Source organism: Micromonospora sp. NBC_01392, assembly GCF_045040125.1.
Lineage (GTDB): Bacteria > Actinomycetota > Actinomycetes > Mycobacteriales > Micromonosporaceae > Micromonospora.
The window spans coordinates 1662907-1689158 of record NZ_CP109549.1; the positions used below are offsets into that span (position 1 = coordinate 1662907).

Sequence of the window (26252 nt, forward strand, 5' to 3'; positions counted from 1 at the left end):
AGGTATACGGCTCGCAGCGGACCTGCCCCCGGCACGCGACACGCCCGGCGCCGGGTCTCAGGCCGGGACGACGTGGTCCAGCGCGGCCAGCAGCCGGGCCCGCAGGCCGGCGGCCCGCTCGGCGAACCCGCGCTGGGTGGCGGCGTACTCGGCCCGGCCCTCCGGCGTCTCCACCCGCACCGGCGGGTGGCCCAGGTCGGCCAGGTCGTACGGGCTGGCCCGCATGTCCAGCGTCCGGATCTCCCGCGCCAGCGCGAAGCAGTCGGCCACCAGTTCCGAGGCCACCAGCGGGGAGAGTTTGTACGCCCACTTGTAGAGGTCCATGTTGGCGTGCAGACAGCCCGGCTGCTCCAGCGCGTGCTGGCGTTCCCGGGTCGGCTGGAGCACGTTCAGCGGCCGGGCCGGCGCGGTGAAGAAGCGGAACGCGTCGAAGTGGCTGCACCGCACGCCGCGCTCCTCGACCACCGCCGCGGTCGCCGCCGGGCTCAGCCGCAGCGGCCAGGAGTTGTGTCGCACCTGCTCCTGGGTCTGCCGGTAGACCATCGCCCACTCGTGCATGCCGAAGCAGCCGAGGTGCGCCGGACGGGAGGCGGTCGCCGCCAGCAGCGTCCGGATCCAGGCGATGGACTCGGCGCGGCGGGCGCGTACCCGGTCGGTGTCGAGCGTGAGCCCGGCGGCGCCGGCGGTGTAGTCCGGGCCGAGATCGGCCGGGTCGGCGTCGCGCAGCACCACGCCCGCGCCCGGGTGCCAGCGGCGCAGCTGGGCCGGCCGGTGCGAGTAGTAGGTGAAGAGGAAGTCCTCCACCGGGTGCTTCACGCCGGTGCGGCGGCGGGCCAGGTGCGGCGTCAGCCAGGCGTCGACCCGATCCTCGTGGTCGCGCCGGCGGGCCCGCCAGTCGGCCGCGTCGAGCACGGCGGCGGGGGCGAGGGCGGCGGTCACGCCCCCAGGGTACGACCGCCGCCCGGCCCCCGGTCAGTCCACGTCCACCCGCACGCCGGCGGAGAACACGCCGCTGCGCAGCTCCAACTGCTTCGGCGGCTCGGCCCCGTGCACGGTGAACACCAGCGGCAGCAGCACCCGCCGGCCGGCGGCCACCGGTTGGGCGAACACGTCCCGGCCCAGGTTCGCCACCCGGGTGGCGTCCTCGTCCGCGGCCACCCAGTTGCCGCTCGGCAGGTACGCGCGCTGCAACTGCCCGTGCCAGGTCTGCTGCTCCGACGTGAGGTTGCGCACGCCGACCGTGGCCAGGCAGGGCCGCCCGCCGGCCGGCGCCGCCGGCACCACGCCCGCGCCGCAGCTCACCCGGTAGACGGTGAACTCGAACGCGGTCTCGCGCAGCGGTACGCCGAGCGCTCCGGTCACGCTGCTGCCCACCCAGGCGCCGCTGGTCGGCTGCTTGGTGGTGTCCATCGCGGCTACCCGCTGGGTGGCGGTCCAGGCCGCCGCGCCGACCACGCCGGCCAGTACCGCCGCCGCCACGCCGACCGTCAACCAGACCGGCGGTCGGCGACGCCGGACGGTGGGCGTCGGCAGCGCCGGGCGCGGGTAGACGGTCCCGCGGTCCGCCGCCGGGCCCGGGCCGCCGCCCGTGGGCACCCCGTCCCGGGTCGGCCGCGTCCCGGCCGTGGGCACGTCGTCGCCGGTCCGGGTCGTGCCGCCGCGCGTCCCGGCGGCCCGACGACGGCGCCACACCGCCCACCCGAGCACTCCGCCGACGACCACCAGCAGCGCGGCGAGCGCGGCCAGCAGCACCGGCGGGCGGCGCCAGGCCGGGGCGGCGGTCGCCGGCGCGGTCGGGGCCGTGGCCGCGCCCACCCAGGTCGCCGTGGCGCAGTCGTACGGGCGGGTGCCGTCGGTGCCGTAGACGCAGGCGGGAGCCGTCACCGAACGGTCCGGGCCGGTGACCGCGAGCGCGGTGTGCAGCGTGGTGGTGCTCCGCGCCGGCAGGCGCAGCCGCCAGGTCACCTCGCCGGTGGTCGCCCCGACCGGGCCGGTGCGTTGCCCGCCACCGGTGACCGTGGTGGCCCGGGACCCGGTCGGCAGCTCCTGCCGGACCATCGTCTCGACCGGCGCCGGGCCGGCGTTGCGGACCTCGATCCGGTACCCCGGCGCCGGGGTGCCGGCGGCGCCGACGGCCACGCTCACCGGTGGCATCGACGGCTGCACCGGCGCCGGGCCGGTGGTCGGCACCGCGGGGGGCACCGCCGGCACGCCGGTCGGGATCGGGGTGGCCGCCGCCACCGGGCCGACCGGCGCGGCGGCCAGGGCAGGTGGCGGGGCCGACCGGGCGGGCGCGGCGACCGCCCGGGGCGCCGCCGGGGGCAGCGCCGGCACGGCGGCGAGCACGCCGAGGCAGTTCACCAGCACGGCCAGGGTCCTGTGGTGTCGTCTCGATGCAGGCATACCAACGAACCTCCGGACCCGAAGCTATGGGCCGGGGCCCGCCGGGCGGGTACGAAGCCGGCATTTTCCTCCCGGTCGGCGGGACCCGGCGTATCCTGGCGCACCGGTCGAGGCGGGGATCACCTGCCGGTGTCCGGCGGCTGGCCGGCCGGCGCGGGATAGATTGGCCCGGTGCGTATCGCTCGTTTCGCTCATGCCAAGGGAATGTCGTTCGGGGTCGTCGAGGGCGAGCCGGAGGCCGGGCCGCAGGGCCTGACCATCGCCGAGATCGAGGGCCACCCGTTCGGGCAGATCCAGTTCTCCGGCGCCCGCTGGGCGCTCTCCGACGTCCGGCTGCTGTCGCCGATCCTGCCGAGCAAGGTGGTCTGCGTCGGTCGCAACTACGCCGAGCACGCCGCCGAGCACGGCAGCGAGGTGCCGAAGGAGCCGCTGCTCTTCCTCAAGCCGTCCACCTCGGTGATCGGCCCCCGGGACGCGATCCGGTTGCCGATCTTCTCCAAGCAGGTGGAGCACGAGGCGGAACTCGCCGTGGTGATCGGCGCCCCCGGCGCGCGGCGGGCCGACCGGGCCGCCGCCGAACGGGCCATCTTCGGCTACACCTGCGCCAACGACGTCACCGCTCGGGACCTCCAGCGGACCGACGGGCAGTGGACCCGGGCCAAGGGCTTCGACTCGTTCTGCCCGATCGGGCCGTGGATCACCACCGGGCTGGACGTCCGCGACCTGGAGGTCCGCTGCGAGGTGGGACGCGATCCGGAGGAGATGGAGGTGCGCCAGCTCGGCCGGACCAAGGACATGGTGTTCGACGTGCCGGGTCTGGTGTCGTACATCTCGCACGTGATGACGCTGCTGCCCGGCGACGTGGTGCTCACCGGTACTCCGGCGGGGGTTAGCCCGCTCACCGAGGGGGATACGGTCACCGTGCGGATCGAGGGGATCGGGGAACTCAGCAACCCGGTCGTTCCGGTCGCCTGATCAGCCCGATGCCTTGTTTCCGCAGCTCAGGTGCGGTTCGGGGGGTTGGATTTGGCCTGCTGGCGGCGGGAGGGTAAAGTTCATTCCCGGCGCCGCAAGGGGCCAATGGGGTATGGGGTAATTGGCAGCCCGACTGATTCTGGTTCAGTTAGTCTAGGTTCGAGTCCTGGTACCCCAGCGCAGCCGAGGGTTCGTGAGAATCCCGGTCGCTGGATTCCGGCAGTTGCCACTGTCGGAGTGCACGAAAAGTTCTGGCCCCGTCGTCTAGTGGCCCAGGACGCCGCCCTCTCAAGGCGGTAGCGCCGGTTCGAATCCGGTCGGGGCTACAGCACCGTCAGCCCGTCCCGTTCTCGGGGCGGGCTGTTCTGCTGTTCGGCCCCGGTGTGCTCGGCCGTCTCGCGGGGGCGACCCCCCGCAGCGGTGCCGGAAGCGGTGCCGCTAGACTACTCCCGCACCGCCCGCGAGGGCGGTGAAGCAGGAAAAAGTGCCTGGCCCCGTCGTCTAGTGGCCCAGGACGCCGCCCTCTCAAGGCGGTAGCGCCGGTTCGAATCCGGTCGGGGCTACAGCTCACCGAACGGCCCGTCTCGCTCTCGCGAGGCGGGCCGTTCGCCGTTTCGCCGGGATCCTCGCGCCCGGCGGGGGTCAGAGGCCGGAGAGGCGTTGGCCGGCCCGGACGACGGCCATGGCGTGGCGTTCGCCGGGGCGGCGGCCGAGGCGCTCGATCGGGCCGGAGATGCTGATCGCGGCGATCACCCGGCCGGTGCGGTCGCGGATCGGGGCCGAGACGCTCGCCACGCCCGCCTCCCGCTCGGCGACGCTCTGCGCCCAGCCGCGCCGGCGCACCTCGGCCAGCGTGCGGCCGGTGAACTTGGAGCGGGGCAGCAGCGGCATGACCGCCTCGGGTGGCTCCCAGGCGAGCAGGATCTGCGCCGCCGAGCCGGCGACCATCGGCAGCACCGAACCGACCGGGACGGTGTCCCGCAGGCCGCTGGCGCGTTCGGCGGCGGCCACGCAGATCCGCTCGTCGGCGCGGCGCAGGTAGAGCTGGGCGCTCTCGCCGGTGGCGTCGCGCAGCGCGGCGAGCAGCGGCTCGGCGGCGGTGAGCAGCACATCCGGCGCCGCGTTCGCCAGCTCGCCCAGGCGTGGCCCGGGGCGCCATCGGCCCTGGGTGTCCCGGACCAGCATCCGGTGGATCTCCAGCGCCTGCGCCAGCCGGTGCGCGGTGGCCCGGGGCAGCTTGGTGCGTTCAACGAGTTCGGCCAGGCTGGCGCCGTCGACACAGGCGGCCAGGATGACCACCGCCTTGTCGAGAACGCCGACACCGCTCATACTGTGTCCCACAAGCCGAAATTTACCTCCCAGAATTTAGGATGTCCAGATGGTGGGAGTCACTCAACCGAGGACCCTGGCCGAGAAGGTCTGGGACGCGCACGTGGTCCGCTCCGCCGCCGGCGAGCCGGACCTGCTCTTCATCGACCTGCACCTGCTGCACGAGGTGACCAGCCCGCAGGCGTTCGACGGCCTGCGCCTGGCCGGTCGCGGTGTCCGCCGGACCGATCTGACCATCGCGACCGAGGACCACAACACCCCTACCGGGTACGACGACCCGGCGTTCCGCTCCCGGCGCGGCGACCTGCTCACGATCGCGGACCCCACCTCCCGCACCCAGATCGAGACGCTGCGCCGCAACTGCGCCGAGTTCGGCGTGCGGCTGCACCCGCTCGGCGACGAGAACCAGGGCATCGTGCACGTCATCGGCCCGCAGCTCGGCCTCACCCAGCCGGGCATGACGATCGTCTGCGGCGACTCGCACACCGCCACCCACGGCGCGTTCGGCGCGCTCGCGTTCGGCATCGGCACCAGCGAGGTGGAGCACGTGCTGGCCACCCAGACGCTGCCCCAGGCCCGCCCGAGGACGATGGCCGTGAACGTCGTCGGCGAGCTGGCCCCCGGCGTCACCGCGAAGGACCTGGTGCTCGCGCTGATCGCGCAGGTGGGCACCGGCGGCGGGCGCGGCCACATCGTCGAGTACCGGGGCGAGGCGATCCGGGACCTCTCCATGGAGGGGCGGATGACGATCGCGAACATGTCCATCGAGTGGGGCGCCAAGGCGGGCATGATCGCGCCGGACGAGACCACGTTCGCGTACCTGAAGGGGCGGCCCCACGCGCCCCAGGGGGCCGACTGGGACGCGGCGCTGGAGTTCTGGCGGACGCTGCCCACCGACGACGGCGCGACGTTCGACACCGAGGTGACGCTGGACGCCGGCCGGATCACCCCGTTCGTCACCTGGGGCACCAACCCGGGTCAGGGCGTGCCGCTGGGCGCGGCCGTGCCGGACCCGGAGGAGTTCGGCACCGAGCCGGAGCGGGTGGCCGCCCGCCGGGCGTTGGAGTACATGGACCTCACCCCCGGCACGCCGCTGCGCGACCTCGCGGTGGACGTGGTCTTCGTCGGCTCCTGCACCAACGGCCGGCTGGAGGACCTGCGGGCCGCCGCCGAGGTGCTGCGCGGGCGCCGGGTCGCCGACGGCGTACGCATGCTCGTGGTCCCCGGCTCCGCCGCGGTCCGCGAGGCGGCCGAGATCGAGGGGCTGCACCAGGTCTTCACCGACGCCGGCGCCGAGTGGCGGTTCGCCGGCTGCTCCATGTGTCTCGGCATGAACCCCGACACGCTGAAGCCGGGGGAGCGCTCCGCCTCGACCTCCAACCGCAACTTCGAGGGCCGCCAGGGCCGGGGCGGACGTACCCATCTGGTGTCCCCGCCGGTCGCCGCCGCCACCGCCGTGGTCGGCCGGCTGGCCGCCCCCGCCGACCTGTAGAAGGGCAGCCGAGAGATGGACAAGTTCACCGCACACACCGGCACCGCCGTGCCGCTGCGTCGGTCCAACGTGGACACCGACCAGATCATCCCCGCCGTGTACCTCAAGCGGGTGACCCGGACGGGCTTCGCCGACGGCCTCTTCAGCGCGTGGCGGGAGGACCCGTCGTTCGTGCTCAACAACCCCGCCTACGAGGGGGCGTCGATTCTCGTCGCCGGCCCCGAGTTCGGCACCGGCTCGTCCCGCGAGCACGCCGTCTGGGCGCTGCGGGACTGGGGCTTCCGGGCGGTGATCTCGCCCCGCTTCGGTGACATCTTCCGGGGCAACGCCCTCAAGGAAGGTCTCCTTCCGGTGGAGTTGGAATTGAAGGCCGTCGAGGAACTGTGGGATCTGGTGGAGTCCGAGCCCACCACCGCGGTCACCGTCGACCTCACCGCCCGCCAGGTCCACGCCGGGCAGGCCACCTGGGCCTTCCCGCTGGACGACCACAGCCGGTGGCGGCTGATGGAGGGCTTGGACGACATTGGACTCACCCTCCGCCACGAGGCCGAGATCGGCGCGTACGAGGCCGCCCGGCCGGCGTTCCTGCCCTCGATCGCCTGACCCCGAGCCCCTTTTCGCCCCCACCGGCCCGGCCGGTGGGGGCGAATCCGTTGCGACACAAGGGCTTTTTTCCACCGAATGTTTGTGTCCAGGCAGCACAGGGCATACGGTGCGCGCAGAATGGCTCGCGTCGAGTCAGTTGCACAATCGGGAGGAAGTCGTGAACAAGGCCGAGCTCATCGAGGCCCTCGCCGTTCGCCTGGGGGACCGGAAAACGGCGACGGCCGCGCTCGACGCGGTTCTCGCTGAGGTCCAGGCGGCGGTCACCAAGGGCGAGAAGGTGGCGATCACCGGTTTCGGAGCGTTCGAGAAGCGCGTCCGTGGGGCCCGAACAGCGCGCAACCCGCGGACCGGCGAGGCGGTGAAGGTCAAGAAGACCTCCGTCCCGACCTTCCGGGCGGGTGCGGGCTTCAAGGAGATGGTCGCCAGCGGCAAGGTTCCGAAGGACACCACCGCCGCGAAGAAGACCACCGCCGCCACCAAGACCACGGCGGCGGCGAAGAAGACCACGGCGGCGAAGACCACCGGGGCCGCCAAGAAGACCACGGCGGCGAAGGCCACCAAGACCACCGCCGCGACCAAGAAGGCCGCGCCGGCGAAGAAGGCCACCGCGACCAAGACGGCCACCGCGACCAAGACGGCCACGGCGGCGAAGAAGACGACCGCGGCGAAGTCCGCCACGGCGAAGAAGGCGCCCGCCGCCAAGAAGACGACCGCGGCGAAGTCCGCCACGGCCAAGAAGACCACGGCGGCGAAGAAGGCGCCCGCGAAGAAGGCACCGGCCAAGAAGGCCGCCAGTCGGCGCTGACCGGACGGCCCGACCGAGGGCGCCCACCGTTCGCGGTGGGCGCCCTCGTTTCGTCGGTACGCGTTGACCGCCCGCCGCACCGGCCCGCAGAATCGCCGTGCCGAAACCCCCTCGGTCACGAGAAGAGGCGCCTGTGCGGCACCGTCACCTCTCCACCGTCGCGCTCGCCCTGGGCGTCGCGGTCTTCCTGGACATCCTGCGGGTCTGGCTGCCGTCGGTCATCACGCTCTTCGGCCGCGCCGCCGAGACACCCGCCGAACTGCTCGGCGCGTTCGCGCTCGGCTGGTTCCTGCTCGCGTTGGCCGCGCCCACCGTGGTCCGTCGGCTCGGCGCCCGCCCGGTCGGCCTCGCCGCGGCCGGCGTGCTCGCCGCCGCCCGGCTGGCGCTCACCGCCGCGCCCGGTGGCGACGCCCAGCTCTGGCTCGCGTGCGCCGGCCTGCTCGCCGGACTGACCTGGCTCGCCGCCACCGCCGCCCGCGTCGACCGGCCGGTGCCCGGGCTGGCGCTCGGCCTGGCCGGCGCCGCCGCCGGGCACGCGTTGCTCGGCACCGAGGACCTGGTCTGGCGTGGCGGCGCGCTCGGCTGGACGCTGAGCGTGGCGCTGGTGGCGGCGTTCCTGGCCGCGACCGTGCCCGCGCCGCCGCCCGACGCGGGGCCGGGGGAGCCGTCGGCGGCCGGCCGCCGGGCGTGGCTGCTCTGCGGCCCGGCACTGCTGCTGGCCAACCAGATCGCGCTCGCCCCGGCGGTGTGGGCGGCCGCCTCGGGTGTCGGCCCGGCCGGCTTCCCCGGTCTGTCCCGCGCCCCGGTCGGCGTCGCACCATGGGGCGCGTTGGCGGTCGCGCTGTTCCTGGTGACCGCGCTGTACCGGCCCCCGGCCCGGTTGGCCCGGCCGGCCCGGGTGCTCTGGCCGGTCGCGCTGCTCGCCGGGGCGGTGCTGTTCGCCGCCGGGCGGCTCGGGCCGGCGTACCTGCTCACCGCCGCCGGCCTCGGTGGCTGCCTGGCCCGCACCGACACCGCCGCGCCCGGCGGCGACGTGCCGGACCGGCGGGCCGCCGCGCGGCGCGGTCGGGCGGCGGTCGGCGGGACGGTGGTCTTCGCAGCGGCCACGATCGCCTACTACGCCGCCTACGACCTGGGGTACCCCAACGGGTGGGTGCCGGTCGCCACGGCGCTCCTGGTCGGCCTGGTGGCCGTTGCCGGGCCGTCCTGGTCACCGACGGAGCTGTCCGGGCGGGCCCGGCGGTGGAGTGTGGCCGCGCTGGTGCTGGCGACCGCGCTCGTGCCCGTGTTCCACCACACGCCGCTGTCCGCCCCGCGGCCCGGCGTCGCGCCGGCCACGGTCCGGGTGGCCGCCTACAACATCCGGATGGGGTTCGGCCTGGACGGCCGGCTGGACCTCGACGCGGTGGCCCGGGCGTTGCGCGGGGCGGACGTGGTGCTGCTCAGCGAGGTGGACCGCGGGTGGTGGCTCAACGGCGGCCACGACACGTTGGCGTTGCTGGCGGCGCGGCTGCGGATGCCGTACGTCTTCGCGCCCGCCGCGGACCCGGTCTGGGGCGACGCGGTGCTCAGCCGGTTTCCGGCGCGCTCCGGTCGGACCCGGCCGCTGCCCGCGCACGGCGCGCCGACCGGCGCGCAGGTCCTCGGCGTCACACTCGACCTCGGCGGGCGGGAGCTGGCCGTGGTCGCCACCCACCTGCAACCGCCGCCCGGCCGGGACCCGGTGGAGCAGGCCCGCGAGGCGGCCACGTTCGCCCGCGGGTACGCGGCCGGCCGGCCGCTGGTGCTCGGCGGCGACCTGAACACCGAGCCGGCCGACCCGGCGTTCGCCGAGTTCACCGGCGCCGGTCTGGTGGACGCGCTGGCCGCGGCCCGACCGTTGCGGACCAGCCCGGCCGACGACCCGCGGACCCAGATCGACCACGTCTTCGTCTCGTCGGGCGTGACCGCCGCCGAGGCGCGCGCCCCGCGCACCGAGGCCAGCGACCACCTCCCGGTGCGCGTCACCCTGACCCTCCCGTGAGCGCCCCGCCCCCCGCCCGCCACCGGCCCGCTCCCGCGCGGCGGTGGTGAGAAGGGGCCCCGGCTATACCGGAGGCGTTAACAAGGGGCCCGGCCTTACAAGCGGTCGGGGGGGAGGAGACGGTCGCCGGCGAACGGGAGCAGCCAGCCGCCGCCCTTGGCGGTGGTGAAGTCGTCGGCGCGGCCGGTGAGCCGTGCCAGCGCGCCCGGGATCACCTTGCCCTGGCTGCACACCGCGACCGGCTCCCCGTCAGCGGCCAGCGCGGCCAACCGCGCGGCGGCGGCCAACGCGCACTCCTCGGGCTGCTGGCCGGGCCCCGGCTCGTCCAGGTCGCCGCAGACCTCGATCGGCAGGTCCAGCCGGGCCGCCGCCGGGTCCAGCGTCTGCACGCACCGGCGGGCCGAGGCGGAGAGCAGGCGGGCCGGGCGGACCAGGGCCACCAGCGGCACCAGCGCCCGCGCCTGGTCCCGCCCCTCGGCGTCCAGCGGCCGGCCGGTGTCCGGACCGGACCAGGTGCCCCGCTTGCCGGCGTGCGCGTGCCGGACCAGCAGCACGGTCGTGGTGACCGGCGGCAGCGCCGCGAACGCGGCGATCACCTCCGCGTCGTGCGGGTAGCTGACCCGGCGGGCCGCCGCGTCGACCGGGAACCAGGCCACGTCGTCCACCTCGGTGCCGGGCTGGAAACCGCCGCTGCCGACCGCCCGCATCGACCACCAGTCGACCGCCTTGGCGCGACCCTCGCTGCGGTAGCGGACCGTGGGCAGGCGCACCTGCGGCACCGCCCGCACGTCGGTCTCCTCGGCCACCTCCCGGACGGCGGCCGCCAGCGGGTGCTCGCCGGCGTCCAGCTTGCCCTTCGGCAGCGACCAGTCGCCGTACCGGGGGCGGTGCACCAGGCAGACCTCGACGCCGGCCGCTCCCGGCCGCCAGACGACGCCGCCGGCCGCCCGGATGCGTATCGGCTCGTCGTCGCTCATCCGCTCACCGTATGCCCGCCCGCCGCGTGTCGCGCGCCGCTCAGTCCGCCCGGCCGCCGACCCGACGCAGCAACAGTTCCTGGAGATGGGTCGGCGGCCCGTCGCCGTCGCCGGTACGCCGGTGCCAGGTGCCGTCCGCGGCCAACTCGAACGCGTCCACCTCGGGATCGAACGCGGCGGCCAGCACGTGGTCCAGCTCGGCGCGGGCCACCGGGTCGCTCACCTGCACCAGCGCCTCCACCCGGCGGTCCAGGTTGCGGTGCATCAGGTCGGCCGAGCCCATCCAGAACTCGGCGTCGCCGTTGTTGCCGAACCGGAAGATGCGGGAGTGCTCCAGGAACCGGCCGAGGATCGACCGGACCCGGATGTTCTCCGACAGCCCCGGCACGCCCGGCCGCAGCGTGCACATGCCCCGGATCAGCAGGTCCACGTGCACGCCGGCCCGGGACGCCCGGTAGAGCGCGTCGGTGATCTCCTCGTCGACGAGCGCGTTCACCTTGAACTGCACCAGGCCCGGCATGCCCAGCCGGACGTGCTCGATCTCCCGCTCGATCCGTTCGATCAGGCCGCTGCGGATGCCCTGCGGCGCGACCAGCAACCGCCGGAAGGCCGTCTGCCGGCTGTAGCCGGTGAGCACGTTGAACAGGTCGGTCAGGTCGGCGCCGATCTCCGGGTCGGCGGTGAGCATGCCGAAGTCCTCGTAGAGCCGGGCGGTCTTCGGGTGGTAGTTGCCGGTGCCGATGTGGCAGTAGCGCCGGATCTGGTTGCCCTCCTGCCGCACCACCAGCGCGGTCTTGCAGTGCGTCTTCAGGCCGACCAGGCCGTAGACCACGTGGCAGCCGGCCCGCTCCAGCGTGCGCGCCCAGCCGATGTTGGCCACCTCGTCGAAGCGCGCCTTCACCTCGACCAGCACCACCACCTGCTTGCCGGCGGCGGCGGCGTCGACGAGCGCGTCGACGATCGGGGAGTCGCCGCTGGTGCGGTACAACGTCTGCTTGATGGCGAGCACGTTCGGGTCGGCCGCGGCCTGCTCGACGAAGCGCTGCACGCTTGTCGCGAACGAGTGGTACGGGTGGTGCACCAGCACGTCCCCGTCGCGCAGGGTGGCGAAGACGCTGCGCGGCACCTCGCCCTCGGTCAGCCGGGGATGGGTGGCCGGCACGAACGGCCGGTCCTTGAGGTCGGGGCGGTCGGCCTCGCCGTACACCTGCCAGAGCGCGGAGAGGTCGACCAGGCCGCGGACCCGCAGCACGTCGTGGTCGTCCATGTCCAGCTCGCGGACGAGCAGCTCCAGCATGTGGTCGGAGATGGAGGCGGCCACCTCCAGCCGCACCGGCGGGCCGAACCGGCGCCGGGCCAGTTCCCGTTCGAGCGCCTGGAGCAGGTCCTCGTCGCGGTCCTCGTCGACCTCCACCTCGGCGTTGCGGGTGACCCGGAACAGGTGGCACTCGACCACCTGCATGCCGGAGAAGAGCTGCCCCAGGTGGACGGCGATGAGGTCCTCCACCGGCAGGAAGCGGACGCCGGGCCGGTCCCGGGCGACCCGGACGAACCGGGGCACGTTGTTCGGCACCTTGACCCGGGCGAACAGCTCGGAGCCGCCGTCCGGGTCGCGCACCGAGACGGCCAGGTTCAGCGACCGGCCGGAGATGTAGGGGAACGGGTGCGCCGGGTCGACCGCCAGCGGGGTGAGCACCGGGAAGATGTGCTCCCGGAACCAGGTGCGCAGCCGCTCCCGCTCGGCGTCGTCCAGCTCGCTCCAGCGCAGGATGCGGACGTCTTCCTCGGCGAGCCGGGGGAGCACGTCGTCGACGAAGCAGGCGGCGTGCCGGGCGACCAGGTCGGCGGCCTTCTCGGTGATCAGGTCGAGCTGGGTGCGCAGCGGCAGCCGGTCGCCGCCGCGGACCGGCAGGCCGGCGGAGAGCCGGCGCTTCAACCCGGCCACCCGCACCATGTAGAACTCGTCCAGGTTCCCGGCGAAGATGGCCAGGAACTTCGCCCGTTCCAGCAGCGGCGTCCGGGGGTCCTCGGCGAGCGCGAGCACCCGGGTGTTGAAGTCGAGCCAGGAGAGCTCCCGGTTGAGGAAGCGGTCCTCCGGCAGCGGCTCCGCGGCCGGCGGCTCGTCCCGCGGGCCGGCGATCGGGCCGGGCCCCTCGACCGGGTCGAGCGGCTCGTCCAGCCCGGTGGCGCCGGCCGCGTCCGGGTCGGCCCCGAGGCGCTCCTCGGGCGGCCGGGACGGCCGGAACCGTCCGTCCGTGCCGCGCGTCGGGCGGCCGTTGCGGGGCGTGCCGGGGTCGAGGATGGGCGGCGGACCGTCGGAGTGCTCGCGAGGGGTGCTCACCACCCCATGATTCCCTGACGAGGGTGAACGGAAAATGAACTCGACCAGGTTGTTCAGGCCATCGTCGGCAACGTCACCCGGGTGACCTCGCCGGCCGCGTCCCGTTCCACGCGCACCCGCTGCCCGAGCCGCAGCAGCCGCAGCCCGGAGGCGTCGAAGGCGCGAGCCGGGAACGCCAGCTCGGTGCCGTCGTCGAGCAGCAGCACGCCGCTGCGCGTCGACGCGTCGTAGGTGGCCACCGTGCCCTGCATGCCAGCACCGTACCGGACCGGGTCGCCGGCGCGGTCCAGCAGCGCGCCGGTGCGCGGCCCCAGGCCCAACCCGGCGGCGGTGGCCAGGTCGGCCGCGGTGTCCACGTCCCGCCGCAGGCTGGGCCAGTCGCCGGCCAGCGGCAGCGCGCCGCTGGCCGCGTGCGCACCGGCCGAACCGGGCCCGAAGCGGGGCGCCAGCGGGACCCCGGGCGGCGTGGCCAGCAGCACCGTGCCGGTGCCCGGGGCGTCGGCGACGAATCCGCGTACCCCCTCGACCGCGCGCAGCGCCGCGGCCAGCTCGGCCGGGCGCAGCGCCGGCAGGTCGGCGGTGAGGGCGGCCACCGGGGCGCGCGGCCCGGCCACCGCGGCGCCGTGCCGGAAGGCGGCGTTGAGCCCGCCGGCGGGGTCGCCCGCGACCCGGGCGCCCGCCGCGGTCACGGTGGCGGTCACCCGCGGGTCGTCGGTGACCACCAGCACCCGCCCGACCGCCGGGCAGGCCAGCGCCGCGCGCACCGTGTCGGCCGCCAGGGCCAGCGCCAGCTCCTCATGGGGTACGCCGGGCAGCGCGCCACGCAGGCGGCTCTTCGCCACCCCGAGGTGCTTCACCGGCGTCACCACGGTCCAGCTGGGCTCAGGCACACCGACCATCCTGCCAGCGCGGCCGGCGGTACCCTCACTGGCCGGACCGGTGGCGAGCAGGCATGATTCTTCCCCGGGGCGCGTGGGGCGGAACGAGGAGGCACTGTGGCACCGCGGAGGCTGGGATTCTGGCAACGGTTCGCCGTGGTGCTGGTGAAGCCGGTGTTGACCGTCTGGACCCGGCGCACCTGGCGGGGCATGGAGCACCTGGGGGGCGACGGCGGCATCATCATCGTGCCCAACCACATCTCGCACGCCGACCCGCTGGTCTCCGCGCACTTCATCTACGACGCCGGGCGCTGGCCGCAGTTCCTCGGCAAGGCCAGCGTGTTCCGGGTGCCGGTGATCGGCTGGATCCTGCACCGGTGCAAGCAGATCCCGGTCGAGCGGGGCAGCGTCGAGGCGGTCAAGTCGCTGGACAAGCTGATCGCCGCGCTGGACGAGGGAGGCGCCGTGGTGATCTACCCGGAGGGGACCACCACCCGGGAGCCGGAGCTGTGGCCGATGAGGGGCAAGACCGGCGCGGCCCGGCTGGCGCTTGCCACCGGCGCCCCGGTGATCCCGGTGGCCATGATCGGCCCGGAGCGGATGTTCGACCCGCGCACGGCCCGGTTCGGGCTGCGCCCGCGTACGCCGGTGACGGTGGTCGCCGGGCCGCCGGTCGACCTGGGCCGGTGGGCGGGCGCCACGCCGACCCGGCCGATCCTGGAGGAGATGACGGACACCATCATGCTGCGGATCCGGGACCTGGTCGCCGAGATCCGGGGCGGCACACCGCCGCCGCTGTGGCAGCGCCCGGCCCGCACCGGCACCCCGGAGGTCTCCGAATGAGCGGGCACGTCGCGGTGCTGGGCGCCGGTTCCTGGGGGACCGCGTTCGCCAAGATCCTCGCCGACGCCGGGCGGGACGTGACGGTGCTGGCCCGCCGCGCCGCGGTGGCCGAGGCGATCCGTGACGGGCGGCGCAACCCGGAGTACCTGCCGGACGTGCGCCTGCCCGAGCGGGTCACCGCCACCGGCGACGCCGCCGAGGCGATCGAGGGGGCCGAGGTGGTGGTGCTCTCGGTGCCCTCGCAGACGCTGCGCGGCAACCTCGCCGAGTGGACGCCGTACCTGGCCCCCGACGCCACGCTGGTGTCCCTGATGAAGGGCATCGAGCTGGGCACCACCAAGCGGATGAGCCAGGTGATCATGGAGACGGCCGGGGTGCCGGCGGACCGGGTGGTCGTGGTCTCCGGGCCCAACCTGGCCCCGGAGATCGCCGCCGAGCAGCCCGCCGCCACCGTGGTCGCCGGCACCGACAGTCGGCGTACCGCGCTGGTGCAGGCGTCGATCCGGACGCCCTACTTCCGCCCCTACACCAACGACGACGTGATCGGCTGCGAGCTGGGCGGCGCGGTGAAGAATGTGATCGCGCTCTCCTACGGCATCGCCACCGCGATGGGCTTCGGTGACAACACCCGCGCCATGCTGATGACCCGGGGCCTGGCCGAGACCGCCCGGCTGGGCGTGGCGCTCGGCGCCGACCCGATCACCTTCGCCGGGCTGGCCGGCATGGGCGACCTGGTCGCCTCCTGTTCGTCGCCGCTGGCCCGCAACCGCACGTTCGGCGAGCACCTGGGCCGGGGCGAGACGCTGGAGCAGGCCCAGGCGGCCACCCGGCAGACCGCCGAGGGCGTGAAGAGCTGCCTGGCCATCCGGGACCTGGCCCGGGCGCACGGGGTGGAGATGCCGATCACCGAGCAGATCGAGCGGATCTGCCACGAGGGGATGGACCCCCGCCTGGCCGTGGACGCGCTGATGAGCCGCACCGCCAAGCCGGAGTCGTACGAGTGAGCGCGGGCTGGGGGGACGGCACCCGCAGCGTCCACGCCGGCCTGCCGGAGGCGGTGCCGGGCCAGCCGTTCCTGCCCGGCCCGGTGTTCGCGGCGCCGTACCACCTCGACCCGTGGCGCGGGCCGGCGGCGGCGCCCGACGGGTACGGGCGGCCGGACAATCCCACCCGCCGGCTGCTGGAGGCGGCGATCGGCGAGCTGGAGGGCGGGGAGTGCCGGGCCTTCGCCAGCGGCCAGGCGGCCATCACCGGGCTGCTGCTGGCCGTGCTGCGTCCCGGTGACACGGTGCTGCTGCCCGCCGACGGCTACTTCCCGGGGCGCGCGTTCGCCACCGACACGCTGGAGCGGATCGGGGTGCGCGTCGTCCTCGTGCCGACCGCCGGGCCGTACCCGTCGTTCGACGGCGTCCGGCTGGTGCTGCTGGAGACGCCGGCGAATCCCGGCCTCGACGTGGCCGACCTGCCGGCGCTGGCCGGGGCGGCGCACGCCGCGGGCGCGCTGCTGGCGGTGGACAACACCACCGCGACGCCGCTCGGGCAGCGCCCGCTGGACCTCGGCGCGGACGTGGTGGTGGCCTCCGGCACCAAGGCGCTCACCGGCCATTCGGACCTGCTGCTCGGTTACGTGGCGACGCGCGACGCCGCGCTGCGCGACGCGGTGACCGGGTGGCGGACCACCACCGGCGGGGTGCCCGGCGCGTTCGACTGCTGGCTGGCCCACCGCTCGCTGGCCACCGTCGACCTGCGGCTGGCGAGGCAGACCGCCAACGCCGGGGCGCTTGCCGACCTGCTCGCCGGCCGGCCGGACGTGACCGGCCTGCGCTGGCCGGGGCGGCCGGCGGACCCGGCGTACCGGGTGGCGTCGACGCAGATGCGGCGCATCCCCGGCGTGCTCTCGTTCGACCTGGGCGACGCCGACCGGGTGGCCCGGTTCCTCGACGCGTCCCGCCTGGTGGCGGCCGCCACCTCGTTCGGTGGGCTGCACACCACCGCCGACCGGCGGGCCCAGTGGGGCGACGACACCGCGCCCGGCTTCGTCCGGCTCTCCTGCGGCATCGAGGACGCCGCCGACCTGGTCGCCGACGTGACCGCGGCGTTGGACGCCGCCGCGCGCTGACGTGCCGGGCTGACGGCGGGTCGACCGCTGGGCTATCGTGACGGGCAGCCACGGCCCGTGCGGCCCCGACGCGAGGAGGTGAGTCCGATCCACCAGCAGAGGACCGGCGCTCCCTCCGAGTCCGTGTCGCCCCGGGGCTGAGGCGACGCCGGGGGCGCCGACGAGCGTTCCCCGAGAGGCTTGCCATGGCATCCACCGTGTTCACTCCCGACCGTCCCGCCCTCATCCGTCGGCTGCGTGCCGCCGGTTGCGTCTTCGCCGAGGACGAGGCGGATCTTCTGATCGCCGCCGCCGACTCGGCCGGCGCGCTGACCCGCCTGGCCGACCGGCGCGTCGCCGGCCTGCCGCTGGAGCACCTGCTCGGCTGGGCCGAGTTCTGCGGGCGGCGGATCATCGTCCAGCCCGGCGTGTTCGTGCCCCGGGGGCGTACCGCGCTGCTCGTCGACGCCGCCGTGGCGGTGACCGGGCCGGCGCCGGCGGTGCTGGACCTGTGCTGCGGCTCCGGCGCCGCGGCCGTGGTGCTGCACGACCGGCTGGCGCCGCGCTGGCTGGGCGCCGCCGACGTCGACCCGGTGGCGGTGGCCTGCGCCCGGCGCAACCTCGACCCGCTGGGCGTGCCGGTCTACCGGGGCGACCTGTTCGCGCCGGTGCCGGCGCGCTGGCGCGGCCGGCTGGACCTGGTGGTGGCGAACGCCCCGTACGTGCCGAGCGACGCGGTGGCGATGATGCCGGCCGAGGCCCGGTTGCACGAGGCGCCGGTGGCGCTGGACGGGGGCGCGGACGGGCTGGCGGTGCTGCGCCGGGTGGCCGCCGGCGCGGTCGAGTGGCTGGCCCCGGGCGGGCACCTCGCGGTCGAGGTGAGCGAGGAGCAGGCACCCGCGCTCTGCGCCGTGTTCACCGCCGCCGGGCTGGACCCGACGGTGGTGCGCGACGAGGAGTGGGAGGCCACCGCCGTGACCGCCCGCCGCCCCGGCTGACGTCGCCGTGGCGGGTGGGCCGGCCGGGAACTAACCTCGGCTCAGACTCGACGGCGAGGCGGTGGCGGTGGGCAGCACAGGAATACCCGTGGTGGTGGGGCTGGACAACGGCGGCACGAGCAACAACGCCACCGTGCTGACCGTCGACGGCCGGTTCCTGGTGGACGGGCTGCGGGAGATCCCGAGCGAGGTGGGCGACGGCCCGGAGGCGGCCGTCGAGGCGCTCGCGCGGGCGTTCGACGGGGTGCTCGCGGACACCGGCGTGCCCCGCGAGCTGGTCCGCGCGGTCGGGCTGGACACGCCCGGCCCGGCCAGCGCCACCGGGGTGATCTCGTCGCGCGGGTCGACCAACTTCGCGCAGCCCGCCTGGCGCGGCTACGACGTGCGCAGCGCGCTGGAGCGGCGGCTCGGCCTGCCGGTGGTGTACGCCAACGACGGCAACGCCGCCGCGCTCTACGCCCACCACGTGCACTTCGGCGCGGACGCGGCGGCCCGCTCGTCGGTGTCCGCGATCGTCGGCACCGGCCTCGGCGGGGGCGTGGTCGAGGCCGGCCGGGTGGTTGGTGGCGCGGCCGGCATGGCGGGCGAGTTCGGGCACGTGCACATCCCGCTGGACGGGCTGCTCGAACCGGGCCAGCCGGTGCCGGTCTGTGCCTGCGGCTTCGCCGGGGACGCGGAGAGCGTCGCCTCGCTCACCGCCATCCGGCGCAACCTGTTGCCGTACTGGCTGGCCCGGCATCCGGAGCATCCGCTGGCGGCGGAGGAGCCCGGCCGGGCGGCGAAGCTGCTCCGGGACCTCGGCGAGCGGGGCGACCCGTTGGCCCGTCAGGTGTTCGGTCAGCAGGCCCGGGCGCTGGGGCGGTTGTTCACCATCGCGGCGAACTTCACCGACCCGCACGCGTACTTCGTCGGTGGTGGCGTGGTGGAGGCCGCGCCGGAGTTCCGGGACTGGTTCCTCGCCACCGTCGCGGAGCACACGGTGCTCCGCGACGAGCAACGCGCGGTGGCGACGTTCGCGCTGGTGCCCGACCGCGACATGGCCGGCGCGCGGGGCGTCGCCATCGCCGCCCTCGATCGGGTGAAAGGCGGGGCCCCCGCTTAACGCCTCCGGTAGAGGTGGGGGCCCCGCCTGACATCCCGCGTTCAGGCGCGGGGCGGCGCGGCGGTGAAGGCGGCCCAGGCGGCGGGCGGGAACACGAGCACCGGGCCGGTCGGGTCCTTGGAGTCGCGGACCGCGACGGTCTCCGGCAGCGGCGCCATCTCCACGCAGGCGCCCTCGTCGCCGCTGTGGCTGCTCTTGCGCCACCGCGGCGTCGGGTGGCTGGGGGTCGTGCCGTTCATGCGGTCACCTCTCGTTGAGCAGACGGAGGAGCTGGTCCCGACTGGCCGCCGGGCTCAGCGCCACGGTCCGCAGGTGCTCCATGATCTTTGTACAGGTACGCAGGTCGCCCGGCCGGTCCAGGACCATCTGCCCGGCGACGGTCTCCACCGACGCGATGATCGGGTCCTCTGGGTCGGCGAACTCCAGGATGTGCAGGGAACCCCGGGTGCCCCGGTGGTAGCCGGCGGAGAGTGGGATCACCTGCACCGTGATGTTCGGCAACTCGGTCATCTTGAGCAGGTGCTGGAGCTGGCTGGCCATCACCGCCCGGCCGCCGACCGGGCGCAGCAGCGCGCCCTCGTCGATGATGGCGTCGAGGATCGGCGGCTCCGCCGCGGTGATCCGCTGCTGGCGGTCCAGCCGTAGGTGGACGCGCTGCTCCACCTGCTCGTCGCTGAGCGTGTGCGGGCCGCCGCGCATCACCGCGCGGATGTAGTCGGCGGTCTGCAGCAGGCCCGGCACCACCGACGGTTCGAAGTTCGCGATGCCGGTGGCCTCGGCCTCCAGCGCGATGAAGTCGATGGTGCGGCGGTCCAGCAGGTACGAGTAGGACACCCACCAGCCGGGCTTGCGGGCGTCCTTGGCCAGTTGGACCGCCGCGGCGATCTCGTCGGGTCCCACGCCGTAGCTGGTGAGCAGCGCGCGCACGGTGGCCGGGCTGATCAGCGTCTGGGCGTTCTCGTAGCGGGACAGCGTGCTGCGGGTGCTGTTGATCTCGTCGGCCGCGGTCTCCAGCGTGAGGCCGGCGGCCTCCCGGTGGGTTCGCAGGGCGATGCCGAGCCGTCGGGCTCGGGCGGTCTTCGGCGCCATGCATCGATGGTCGCACATCCGGTGGGAAAATGGGCATGAGAGAAAGCCGATGAGAGTTGCATTCACGCCCGTCCACCTGTCAACCTGTGATGGCGTCCTCACCACCGGTTGTCGTGGCGACGGTGGTGGTGAGCGACCGGAGGGGATGGGGTGCGCGGCGGTCGGGTCTACTCCCCCACGACCCGATCGCCGCGTGCCCCTACCCGGTCCGCCAGACGGGGAGGGAATCGCGATGACGGTGACGGCCTGCCGCCCCGGGGGCGGGGGTGGCCCGGAATGACCCGGTTCCTCGTGGTCCTCACCGACGTACGCCCCACCGACGGCCCCGGACGCGACGAACGGACCAGCCCGGAACGACGCCGGCAGGTGGTCGGCGCGAGCAGCCGGGAGGCGGCCGACCGGATCGCCGGCGCGTTCATGGCGCTGGGCATGGTGCGGGCCGGCCGGCAACGGGTCAAGGTCATCGCGGTCGGCCGCCGGCTCCGGCAGCCGGCCACCTGAACCACACCGGGCCCGACCCCGTGGAGGCGGCAACGGGGGTCGGGGAGCCGGGCGGCCGACGGCAGGTCCCGCCGTCGGCCGCCCGCGCCGTTACTCCCCGTATATGTCACCTTGACCGTTTGCCATGCGGTTGCGCTCTGCCCGGGTATCGGCCACCGGTCCCGACGACGCACAGTAAGGTCAACCGGGTGAGCGCCACCGGCGAGCACGGCCAGCCGCAGCCGCGAACGATGAGGTGACCATGACCACCCCAGGCAAGACCCGTGTGGCGATCGTCTTCGGCGGCCGGAGCCCCGAACACGGCATCTCCTGCGTCAGCGCCGGCAGCGTGCTTGCCGCCCTGGACCCGGACGAGTTCGAGGTCGTCCCGGTCGGCATCACCCGGCGGGGCCAGTGGGTGCTCGCCAGCGGCGACCCGGCCGGGCTCGCCATCGCCGACCGCAAGCTGCCCGAGATAACCGCCGGCTCCGGCGCCGAACTGCTGCTGCGCGCCGACCCGGCCGCCGGCGGCCTGATGGTGCTCGACCCGGCCCAGGGTCCGGTGGCGCTGGCCGACGTGGACGTGGTCTTCCCGGTGCTGCACGGCGCGTACGGCGAGGACGGCACGATCCAGGGCATGTTGGAGATGGCCGACCTCCCCTACGTCGGGGCGAACGTGTTCGCGTCCGCCGCCGCCATGGACAAGGAGTTCACCAAGAAGCTCTGCGTGGCCGAGGGCATCCCGGTCGGCCCGTACGCGGTGCTGCGCGCCGGGATGTCGCTGAGCGAGGAGGACAAGGAGCGCCTCGGCCTGCCGGTCTTCGTCAAGCCGTCCCGCGCCGGTTCCTCGTTCGGCATCACCAAGGTCGACGACTGGGCGCGGTTGGACGCCGCGCTCGCCACCGCCCGCGAGATCGACAGCAAGGTGCTGGTGGAGGCGGCCGTGGTGGGCCGCGAGATCGAGTGCGGCGTGCTGGAGGGCGAGGCCGGGGGCGCGCCCGAGGCGTCGGTGCTCGCCGAGGTGCGGATGATCGGCGACCGCGACTGGTACGACTTCGAGGCCAAGTACATCTTCGCCGACGAGGTGACCGAGTACGACGTCCCCGCGGAGCTGCCCGAGGCGGTGACCCGGCAGGTGCGCGACTACGCCACCCGGGCGTTCACCGCGCTGGACTGCTCGGGCCTGGCCCGGGTCGACTTCTTCGTCACCCCGGCGCAGGAGGTCTTCCTCAACGAGATCAACACGATGCCGGGCTTCACGCCGACCTCGATGTTCCCGCGCATGTGGGCGGCCAGCGGGCTGGAGTACCCGAAGCTGGTCAACCGCCTGATCCGTACCGCCCTGCACCGCCGCGCCGGCCGCTGACGGGCCGGCCCGGGCGTCACCCGGCGCAGCCCGAGGGGGCCTGCTTCGCCGAGGGGACCGCGCTGACGATCGCGTCGGAGATCTGCACCACCCACTGCAACGCGGGCTGGTACGTCTCCGGCGCCCGGACCTGGACGGGCACCTCCCGGTCGACGGTGGTCAGCACCGTGGCGCCGGCCCCGGTCACCGGGTGCCAGCAGACGCCGTTGACCCGGAACACCTCGTCGGTGTCCGGGAAACAACCGGCGGGCAGCGTGGCGCCGCCGGTGGGCGACGGGCAGGGCCGCACCGGCGGCGCCGCGCCGCAGGCCACGGTGAGCGCCGGGTCGCCGTACGCCGCGTTCTGCTCCGGACCCGCGGTGACCGGGCGCTGCCGCAGGTCACGCACGCTGTCGGGAAGCTGCGAGATCAGGGCGCGGCAGACGACCCCGGGGCGCTGGGCGAGCGCCGGCGCGGGCAGTTCGACCGGCGCGGTGGACTGCGCCCGGGGGCTCGCCGACGCGCTCGGCGCGGCGTCCGGGGACTCGGGCGCGAGCTTGGCGAACGTGAAGCCGGCCACCGCCAGGGTCACCGGCACCGCGATCACCGTGGCCCAGAGCGCGGCCCGTCGGGTGCCGGGGTCCCGGCGCTTGGTGGGTTCCGTCTCGTCCACTTACAGCCGCACCACCGAACACGTGAGCGTGCGGGTGATGCCGGGCACCATCTGCACCTTGCTGACGATGAGTTTGCCCAGCTCGTCGACCGTGTTCGCCTCGGTGAGCACGACCACGTCGTAGGGCCCGGTGACGGCGTCGACCCGTACCACGCCGGCAAGGTCCGCGATCAGACCGGCCACGTCACGCGCCCGGCCGACCTCGGTCTGGATGAGGATGTACGCCTGTACCACGACTCGACCTCCGTCCGTCGCCGCCTGGGGCGGCCCGAAGGGTGAAACTACCGTACCGACCGGGCGTGATCCCTATCGGTCGCCGGTGGGCGGGCAGGTCGAGGGCGGGGGACGGTGCGGAACGTGCGGAACGACGGAGCGGAACGAGGGGACGGCATGACGGTCGAGGGTGTCGGGGAGTTCGGACTGATCGACCGGGTGACCGCCCGGCTGTCGTACGGGGAGAGCTGCCTGCTCGGCCCCGGCGACGACGCGGCGCTGGTGGCGGCGCCGGACCGGCGGGTGGTCGCCTCCACCGACGTGCTCGTCGAGGGGCGGCACTTCCGGCGGGACTGGTCCTCGGCGCGGGACGTCGGGCACCGGGCCGCCGCGGCCAACCTCGCCGACGTCGCCGCCATGGGCGCGACGCCGACCGCGCTGCTGGTCGCGCTCTGCATGCCGGCCGACCTGGACCCGGCCTGGGCCGAGGAACTGGCGGACGGGCTGGGCGCGGAGGCGGCCGGCGTGGGCGCGAGCGTGGTCGGCGGGGACATGTCCGCCAGCCCGACGCTTACCGTCGCGGTCACCGCGCTCGGTGACCTGGCCGGCCGCGCGCCGGTGGTCCGCTCCGGGGCACGACCGGGCGACGTGGTGGCGCTCGCCGGGCGTACCGGCTGGGCGGCGGCCGGCTTCACCGTGCTGTCCCGCGGCTTCCGTACGCCCCGGCTGCTGGTCGAGGCGTTCCGCCGCCCCGAGGTGCCGTACGCCGCCGGGCCGGCCGCCGCCGCGGCCGGCGCCACCGCCATGATCGACGTCTCGGACGGGCTGCTCGCCGACCTGGGACACGTGGCCACGGCCAGCGGGGTGGCGGTCGACCTGAGCCGGGACGCGTTCGAGGTGCCCCGACAGATGCGCGACGCGGCGCAGGCGCTCGGCGTCGACCCGTACTCCTGGATCCTGGCCGGCGGCGACGACCACGCCCTGGCGGCCACGTTCCCCGCCGACGCGGCGCTGCCGGACGGCTGGCGTCCGGTCGGCCGGGTCACCGAGGGCGCCGGGGTCACCGTCGACGGTGGTGACTACGACGGCCCGCGTGGCTGGGACCACTTCCGCAGAGCGGACTAGCTGACCCGTCGCAGAGCGGACTAGCTGACCCGTCGTAGAGCGGACCAGCTGACCCGTCGTAGAGCGGACCAGCCGACCCGTCGCAGAGCGGACCAGCAGGCTCTTCCGCCGGGGCCCGCAGTGATCTGCGTCCGAGCGTGGCGACCGGCGCCGGCCGGGTGCCGGGGCCGGTCGTAGCCTGGCACGGTGAGCGAGATCGAGATCCTCCCGCGGCGCTTCGACGCGCCCGAGTCGCAGGAGCTGATCCGGGCGGCGCTGGCCGACCTGGGCCGGCGGTACGGCGGCAACGGCGACGAGACGCCCGTCGACGCCGCCGAGTTCGTCCCGCCGGCCGGCGCGTTCCTGGTCGCGTACCTGGACGGCCTGCCGGTGGGCTGCGGCGGCTGGCGCAGCCACGGCGCGGACGGCGAGGAGGCCGAGCTGAAGCGGATGTACACCGCGCCGGCCGCCCGGGGCCGGGGCGTGGCCCGTGCGGTGCTCGCCGCGATCGAGCGGTCCGCCCGCGACGCCGGCCGGAAGCGGATCGTGCTGGAGTGCGGCGACAAGCAGCCCGAGGCGCTCGCCATGTACGCCTCGGCCGGCTACGAGCGGATCCCGAACTTCGGCTACTACCGGGACGCGCCGGGCTGCCTGTCGTTCGGCCGGACGCTCTGACCGCCGCCGTCAGCCGACCGTGATCCGGATCTCCGCGGCGGCCCGTCGGGCGGCGACCGCCGCCTCGTCCGGCGTCGCGCCCCAGGTCATCAGGTGCCCGCTGCGGTGCGCCGAGGAGAGCAGCTCGGGCACGGTCTGCCCGACCTTCGTCTCGACCTGGACGTCGAGCACGCCCGGCACGCGCAGCGCCGCCCGCCGGCCGTCCACCGCGGTGACCCGGCCGGGCGGGGCGGTCAGGAACTCGATCGCCGCCGCGCCGGTCGGCCGCTGCGGGAGCGCCGGCCGTTCGCCGCACAGCACCCGCAGGTACGCCTCGATGACGTCCCGCTCGTAGGCGATCGAGATGAGCGCCGTGATCATGTCGCCGGGCATCCGGGCGGCGCACTCCACGAGCGTCGGCACGCCGTCCACCAGGATCCACTCGCTGTGCAGCATGCCGCTGCCGAAGCCGGCGGCCGCGGCGAGGCGGGTCGCCGCCGACCGCAGCGCGTCGTGCTCGGCCGGCGGTAGCGCGGACGGCACGGTGTGCCCGGTCTCCACCGGGTGCCGGCCTCCGGCGACCCGCTTGTCGGTGACGTTGGCGAAGATCACCTCGCCGGCGGCGACCAGCAGCTCCACGCTGTGCTCGGAGCCGACCAGCAACTCCTCGACCAGCACGCCGGTGGGCAGGCCCGCGGTGGCCTCGGCCGGCTCCGGCGGGGTGGCGCTGGCCGCCCAGCGGGCCGGCACCTCGGCCGGGTCGGTGATGAGCTGCACGCCGAGGCTGCCGGAGCGGCGGGTGGGCTTGAGCACGCACCGGCCGCCGTGCGCGCGGGCGAACTCCGCCGCCCGGCCCGCGTCGTCGACCAGCTCGTAGGCCGGGTTGGCCAGGCCGATCTCGTCGGCGAGCAGCCGCATCCGGTGCTTGTCGGAGAAGATGTCCGCGGCGACCGCCCCGGCGCCGGGCCGGCCGATCCGGTCGGCCAGCCGGGCGGTGGCGGCGACCGCGTACTCCAGGCCGGGCAGCACCAGTCGCGCGTCGGCCAGGCCGGGCTCGCGACCGAGCAGGGCGTCGACGTCCAGGCCGGTCTGGTACTCCGCGGCCACCAGGCGGCCGATCAGCGGCAGCTCCTCGGCGAACCGGGCCAGGTCGCGGCGGCGGATCACGTCCGGCTCCTCGACCAGCACCACACTGCCGGCCGGCAGCTCCTGGTCGAACCAGCGCAACGAGCCGAACGACCCGCCGACCACCACCAGTTGCTCGCGGCCCAGATCGAGGTCCACCGGTCGTCCTCCCCACGGTCCGCGCCGGAGCCGGACGGCCGGCGCAGCAGCACCCTAACCGGCGGGGACCAGCCGGTCGCCGTACGGTCGGTCAGCGGTCGCCGCGGACCGGCGGACACGACAGAAGCCGGCGGACCCGAGGGGGCCGCCGGCGACCGACGATGTTCCGGTGGTGCTCCGCGTCAGGCGCGGGTGACCTTGCCGGCCTTGATGCACGAGGTGCAGACCTGCAACTTCTTGGTGGTGCCGCCACCGGCCGGGGTACGCACCGACTGGATGTTCGGGTTCCAGCGGCGGTTGGTCCGCCGGTGCGAGTGGGACACGTTGTGGCCGAAGCCCGGTCCCTTGCCACAGACGTCGCACACGCTAGCCACGGGATACTCCTGGGATTGAAACGTTCATGAGGTCGCCGCCAGGCGCAGCCCGGGCAACCTGGCCAGGTTACCCGATGCCGGTCGGTACGCCCAATCGGCCCTTCGCCGAGCCCACCCAGCGTACCGGCCGGTCGGCGCGTGGTCGGCCCGGGACCGGGGCCGACCG

At 74.9% G+C, this 26252-nt stretch carries 26 protein-coding genes, 3 tRNA genes and 1 pseudogene; 17 read left to right on the forward strand and 13 right to left on the reverse strand.

Annotation, left to right across the window (positions count from 1 at the left end; all coding sequences use genetic code 11):
• Positions 1-57: 57 nt before the first annotated feature.
• On the reverse strand, positions 58-939 hold the full coding sequence (locus OG767_RS07795) for a 3-methyladenine DNA glycosylase (RefSeq protein WP_405092806.1): 882 nt from the start codon (positions 937-939) through the stop codon (positions 58-60).
• A gap of 33 nt (positions 940-972) precedes the next feature.
• The gene (locus OG767_RS07800) at positions 973-2403 is read right to left on the reverse strand and encodes a hypothetical protein (protein WP_405092807.1); all 1431 of its coding nucleotides are present in this window, start codon (positions 2401-2403) and stop codon (positions 973-975) included.
• Between the two features lie 171 nt (positions 2404-2574).
• On the opposite strand from OG767_RS07800, the gene OG767_RS07805 reads away from it, so the two are divergent.
• From OG767_RS07805 to OG767_RS07820, 4 genes are all read left to right on the forward strand, one after another.
• Complete coding sequence (locus OG767_RS07805) at positions 2575-3378, forward strand: fumarylacetoacetate hydrolase family protein (protein WP_405092808.1); 804 nt, start codon at positions 2575-2577, stop codon at positions 3376-3378.
• A 106-nt stretch (positions 3379-3484) separates the two neighbouring features.
• Positions 3485-3556, forward strand: a tRNA-Gln gene (locus OG767_RS07810).
• Between the two features lie 75 nt (positions 3557-3631).
• Positions 3632-3704: transfer RNA gene (locus OG767_RS07815), tRNA-Glu, on the forward strand.
• A gap of 164 nt (positions 3705-3868) precedes the next feature.
• Positions 3869-3941, forward strand: a tRNA-Glu gene (locus OG767_RS07820).
• Positions 3942-4020: 79 nt separating this feature from the next.
• Here OG767_RS07820 and OG767_RS07825 read toward each other — a convergent pair.
• Positions 4021-4707: an IclR family transcriptional regulator gene (locus tag OG767_RS07825; protein WP_091084913.1), complete on the reverse strand. Its 687-nt coding sequence runs from the start codon at positions 4705-4707 to the stop codon at positions 4021-4023.
• Positions 4708-4756: 49 nt separating this feature from the next.
• On the opposite strand from OG767_RS07825, the gene leuC reads away from it, so the two are divergent.
• The 4 genes from leuC (at position 4757) to OG767_RS07845 (ending at position 9633) form a co-directional block, all read left to right on the forward strand.
• Positions 4757-6199, forward strand: a complete 1443-nt coding sequence (leuC, locus tag OG767_RS07830; RefSeq protein WP_405092809.1) for a 3-isopropylmalate dehydratase large subunit — start codon at positions 4757-4759, stop codon at positions 6197-6199.
• Between the two features lie 15 nt (positions 6200-6214).
• Positions 6215-6802, forward strand: coding sequence for a 3-isopropylmalate dehydratase small subunit (leuD, locus tag OG767_RS07835; RefSeq protein ID WP_405092810.1), 588 nt, complete (start codon positions 6215-6217; stop codon positions 6800-6802).
• Positions 6803-6962: 160 nt separating this feature from the next.
• On the forward strand, positions 6963-7610 hold the full coding sequence (locus OG767_RS07840) for an HU family DNA-binding protein (protein ID WP_405094156.1): 648 nt from the start codon (positions 6963-6965) through the stop codon (positions 7608-7610).
• A 133-nt stretch (positions 7611-7743) separates the two neighbouring features.
• Complete coding sequence (locus tag OG767_RS07845) at positions 7744-9633, forward strand: endonuclease/exonuclease/phosphatase family protein (RefSeq protein ID WP_405092811.1); 1890 nt, start codon at positions 7744-7746, stop codon at positions 9631-9633.
• A gap of 95 nt (positions 9634-9728) precedes the next feature.
• On the opposite strand, the gene OG767_RS07850 is transcribed toward OG767_RS07845, so the two are convergent.
• From OG767_RS07850 to cofC, 4 genes and pseudogenes are all read right to left on the reverse strand, one after another.
• Positions 9729-10610, reverse strand: coding sequence for an NUDIX domain-containing protein (locus tag OG767_RS07850; protein ID WP_405092812.1), 882 nt, complete (start codon positions 10608-10610; stop codon positions 9729-9731).
• Between the two features lie 40 nt (positions 10611-10650).
• On the reverse strand, positions 10651-12951 hold the full coding sequence (locus tag OG767_RS07855) for an RNA degradosome polyphosphate kinase (protein WP_405092813.1): 2301 nt from the start codon (positions 12949-12951) through the stop codon (positions 10651-10653).
• Between the two features lie 53 nt (positions 12952-13004).
• A complete protein-coding gene (locus tag OG767_RS07860; protein WP_281936282.1) occupies positions 13005-13202 on the reverse strand; it encodes a cold-shock protein in 198 nt (65 codons plus the stop codon).
• A 27-nt stretch (positions 13203-13229) separates the two neighbouring features.
• A pseudogene (cofC, locus tag OG767_RS07865) lies at positions 13230-13850 on the reverse strand (2-phospho-L-lactate guanylyltransferase); the annotation flags it as partial.
• Between the two features lie 96 nt (positions 13851-13946).
• On the opposite strand from cofC, the gene OG767_RS07870 reads away from it, so the two are divergent.
• The 5 genes from OG767_RS07870 to OG767_RS07890 all read left to right on the forward strand — a co-directional run bounded on the left by OG767_RS07870 (position 13947) and on the right by OG767_RS07890 (position 18870).
• Entirely contained in the window at positions 13947-14672 is a 726-nt protein-coding gene (locus tag OG767_RS07870; protein WP_405092814.1) for a lysophospholipid acyltransferase family protein, read from the forward strand.
• A complete protein-coding gene (locus OG767_RS07875; RefSeq protein ID WP_405092815.1) occupies positions 14669-15676 on the forward strand; it encodes an NAD(P)H-dependent glycerol-3-phosphate dehydrogenase in 1008 nt (335 codons plus the stop codon). The genes OG767_RS07870 and OG767_RS07875 overlap by 4 nt, the downstream gene beginning before the upstream one ends.
• The gene (locus tag OG767_RS07880; RefSeq protein ID WP_405092816.1) at positions 15673-16791 is read left to right on the forward strand and encodes a cystathionine gamma-lyase; all 1119 of its coding nucleotides are present in this window, start codon (positions 15673-15675) and stop codon (positions 16789-16791) included. Before OG767_RS07875 ends, OG767_RS07880 begins: the two co-directional genes overlap by 4 nt.
• A 185-nt stretch (positions 16792-16976) precedes the next feature.
• A complete protein-coding gene (locus tag OG767_RS07885; RefSeq protein WP_405092817.1) occupies positions 16977-17768 on the forward strand; it encodes a putative protein N(5)-glutamine methyltransferase in 792 nt (263 codons plus the stop codon).
• Between the two features lie 67 nt (positions 17769-17835).
• Positions 17836-18870 carry an ROK family protein gene (locus OG767_RS07890; protein ID WP_405092818.1) on the forward strand — a complete coding sequence of 345 codons (1035 nt, stop codon included), beginning with the start codon at positions 17836-17838 and terminating at the stop codon, positions 18868-18870.
• Between the two features lie 41 nt (positions 18871-18911).
• On the opposite strand, the gene OG767_RS07895 is transcribed toward OG767_RS07890, so the two are convergent.
• The gene (locus OG767_RS07895) at positions 18912-19109 is read right to left on the reverse strand and encodes a DUF397 domain-containing protein (protein ID WP_107156132.1); all 198 of its coding nucleotides are present in this window, start codon (positions 19107-19109) and stop codon (positions 18912-18914) included.
• Between the two features lie 4 nt (positions 19110-19113).
• Complete coding sequence (locus tag OG767_RS07900) at positions 19114-19959, reverse strand: helix-turn-helix transcriptional regulator (protein ID WP_281935775.1); 846 nt, start codon at positions 19957-19959, stop codon at positions 19114-19116.
• 276 nt (positions 19960-20235) lie between these two features.
• On the opposite strand from OG767_RS07900, the gene OG767_RS07905 reads away from it, so the two are divergent.
• Positions 20236-20460 (forward strand): hypothetical protein, encoded by a 225-nt coding sequence (locus OG767_RS07905; RefSeq protein WP_405092819.1) that lies wholly within the window; start codon positions 20236-20238, stop codon positions 20458-20460.
• A gap of 241 nt (positions 20461-20701) precedes the next feature.
• The gene (locus OG767_RS07910) at positions 20702-21805 is read left to right on the forward strand and encodes a D-alanine--D-alanine ligase family protein (protein WP_405092820.1); all 1104 of its coding nucleotides are present in this window, start codon (positions 20702-20704) and stop codon (positions 21803-21805) included.
• Positions 21806-21821: 16 nt separating this feature from the next.
• Here the strand turns inward: OG767_RS07910 and OG767_RS07915 are convergent, their stop codons facing one another.
• Together OG767_RS07915 and OG767_RS07920 are read right to left on the reverse strand one after the other, a co-directional pair.
• Entirely contained in the window at positions 21822-22457 is a 636-nt protein-coding gene (locus OG767_RS07915) for a DUF3515 family protein (RefSeq protein WP_405092821.1), read from the reverse strand.
• Positions 22458-22691: an Lrp/AsnC ligand binding domain-containing protein gene (locus tag OG767_RS07920; protein WP_013284547.1), complete on the reverse strand. Its 234-nt coding sequence runs from the start codon at positions 22689-22691 to the stop codon at positions 22458-22460.
• Positions 22692-22847: 156 nt separating this feature from the next.
• Between OG767_RS07920 and OG767_RS07925 the strand changes: the two genes are divergently transcribed.
• Positions 22848-23795 carry a thiamine-phosphate kinase gene (locus OG767_RS07925; protein WP_405092822.1) on the forward strand — a complete coding sequence of 316 codons (948 nt, stop codon included), beginning with the start codon at positions 22848-22850 and terminating at the stop codon, positions 23793-23795.
• A 186-nt stretch (positions 23796-23981) separates the two neighbouring features.
• On the forward strand, positions 23982-24449 hold the full coding sequence (locus OG767_RS07930; RefSeq protein WP_405092823.1) for a GNAT family N-acetyltransferase: 468 nt from the start codon (positions 23982-23984) through the stop codon (positions 24447-24449).
• 9 nt (positions 24450-24458) lie between these two features.
• On the opposite strand, the gene OG767_RS07935 is transcribed toward OG767_RS07930, so the two are convergent.
• Both OG767_RS07935 and rpmB read right to left on the reverse strand, forming a co-directional pair.
• Positions 24459-25712, reverse strand: coding sequence for an ATP-grasp domain-containing protein (locus OG767_RS07935; protein ID WP_405092824.1), 1254 nt, complete (start codon positions 25710-25712; stop codon positions 24459-24461).
• Between the two features lie 182 nt (positions 25713-25894).
• The gene (gene rpmB, locus OG767_RS07940; protein ID WP_013284551.1) at positions 25895-26086 is read right to left on the reverse strand and encodes a 50S ribosomal protein L28; all 192 of its coding nucleotides are present in this window, start codon (positions 26084-26086) and stop codon (positions 25895-25897) included.
• Positions 26087-26252 lie beyond the last annotated feature (166 nt).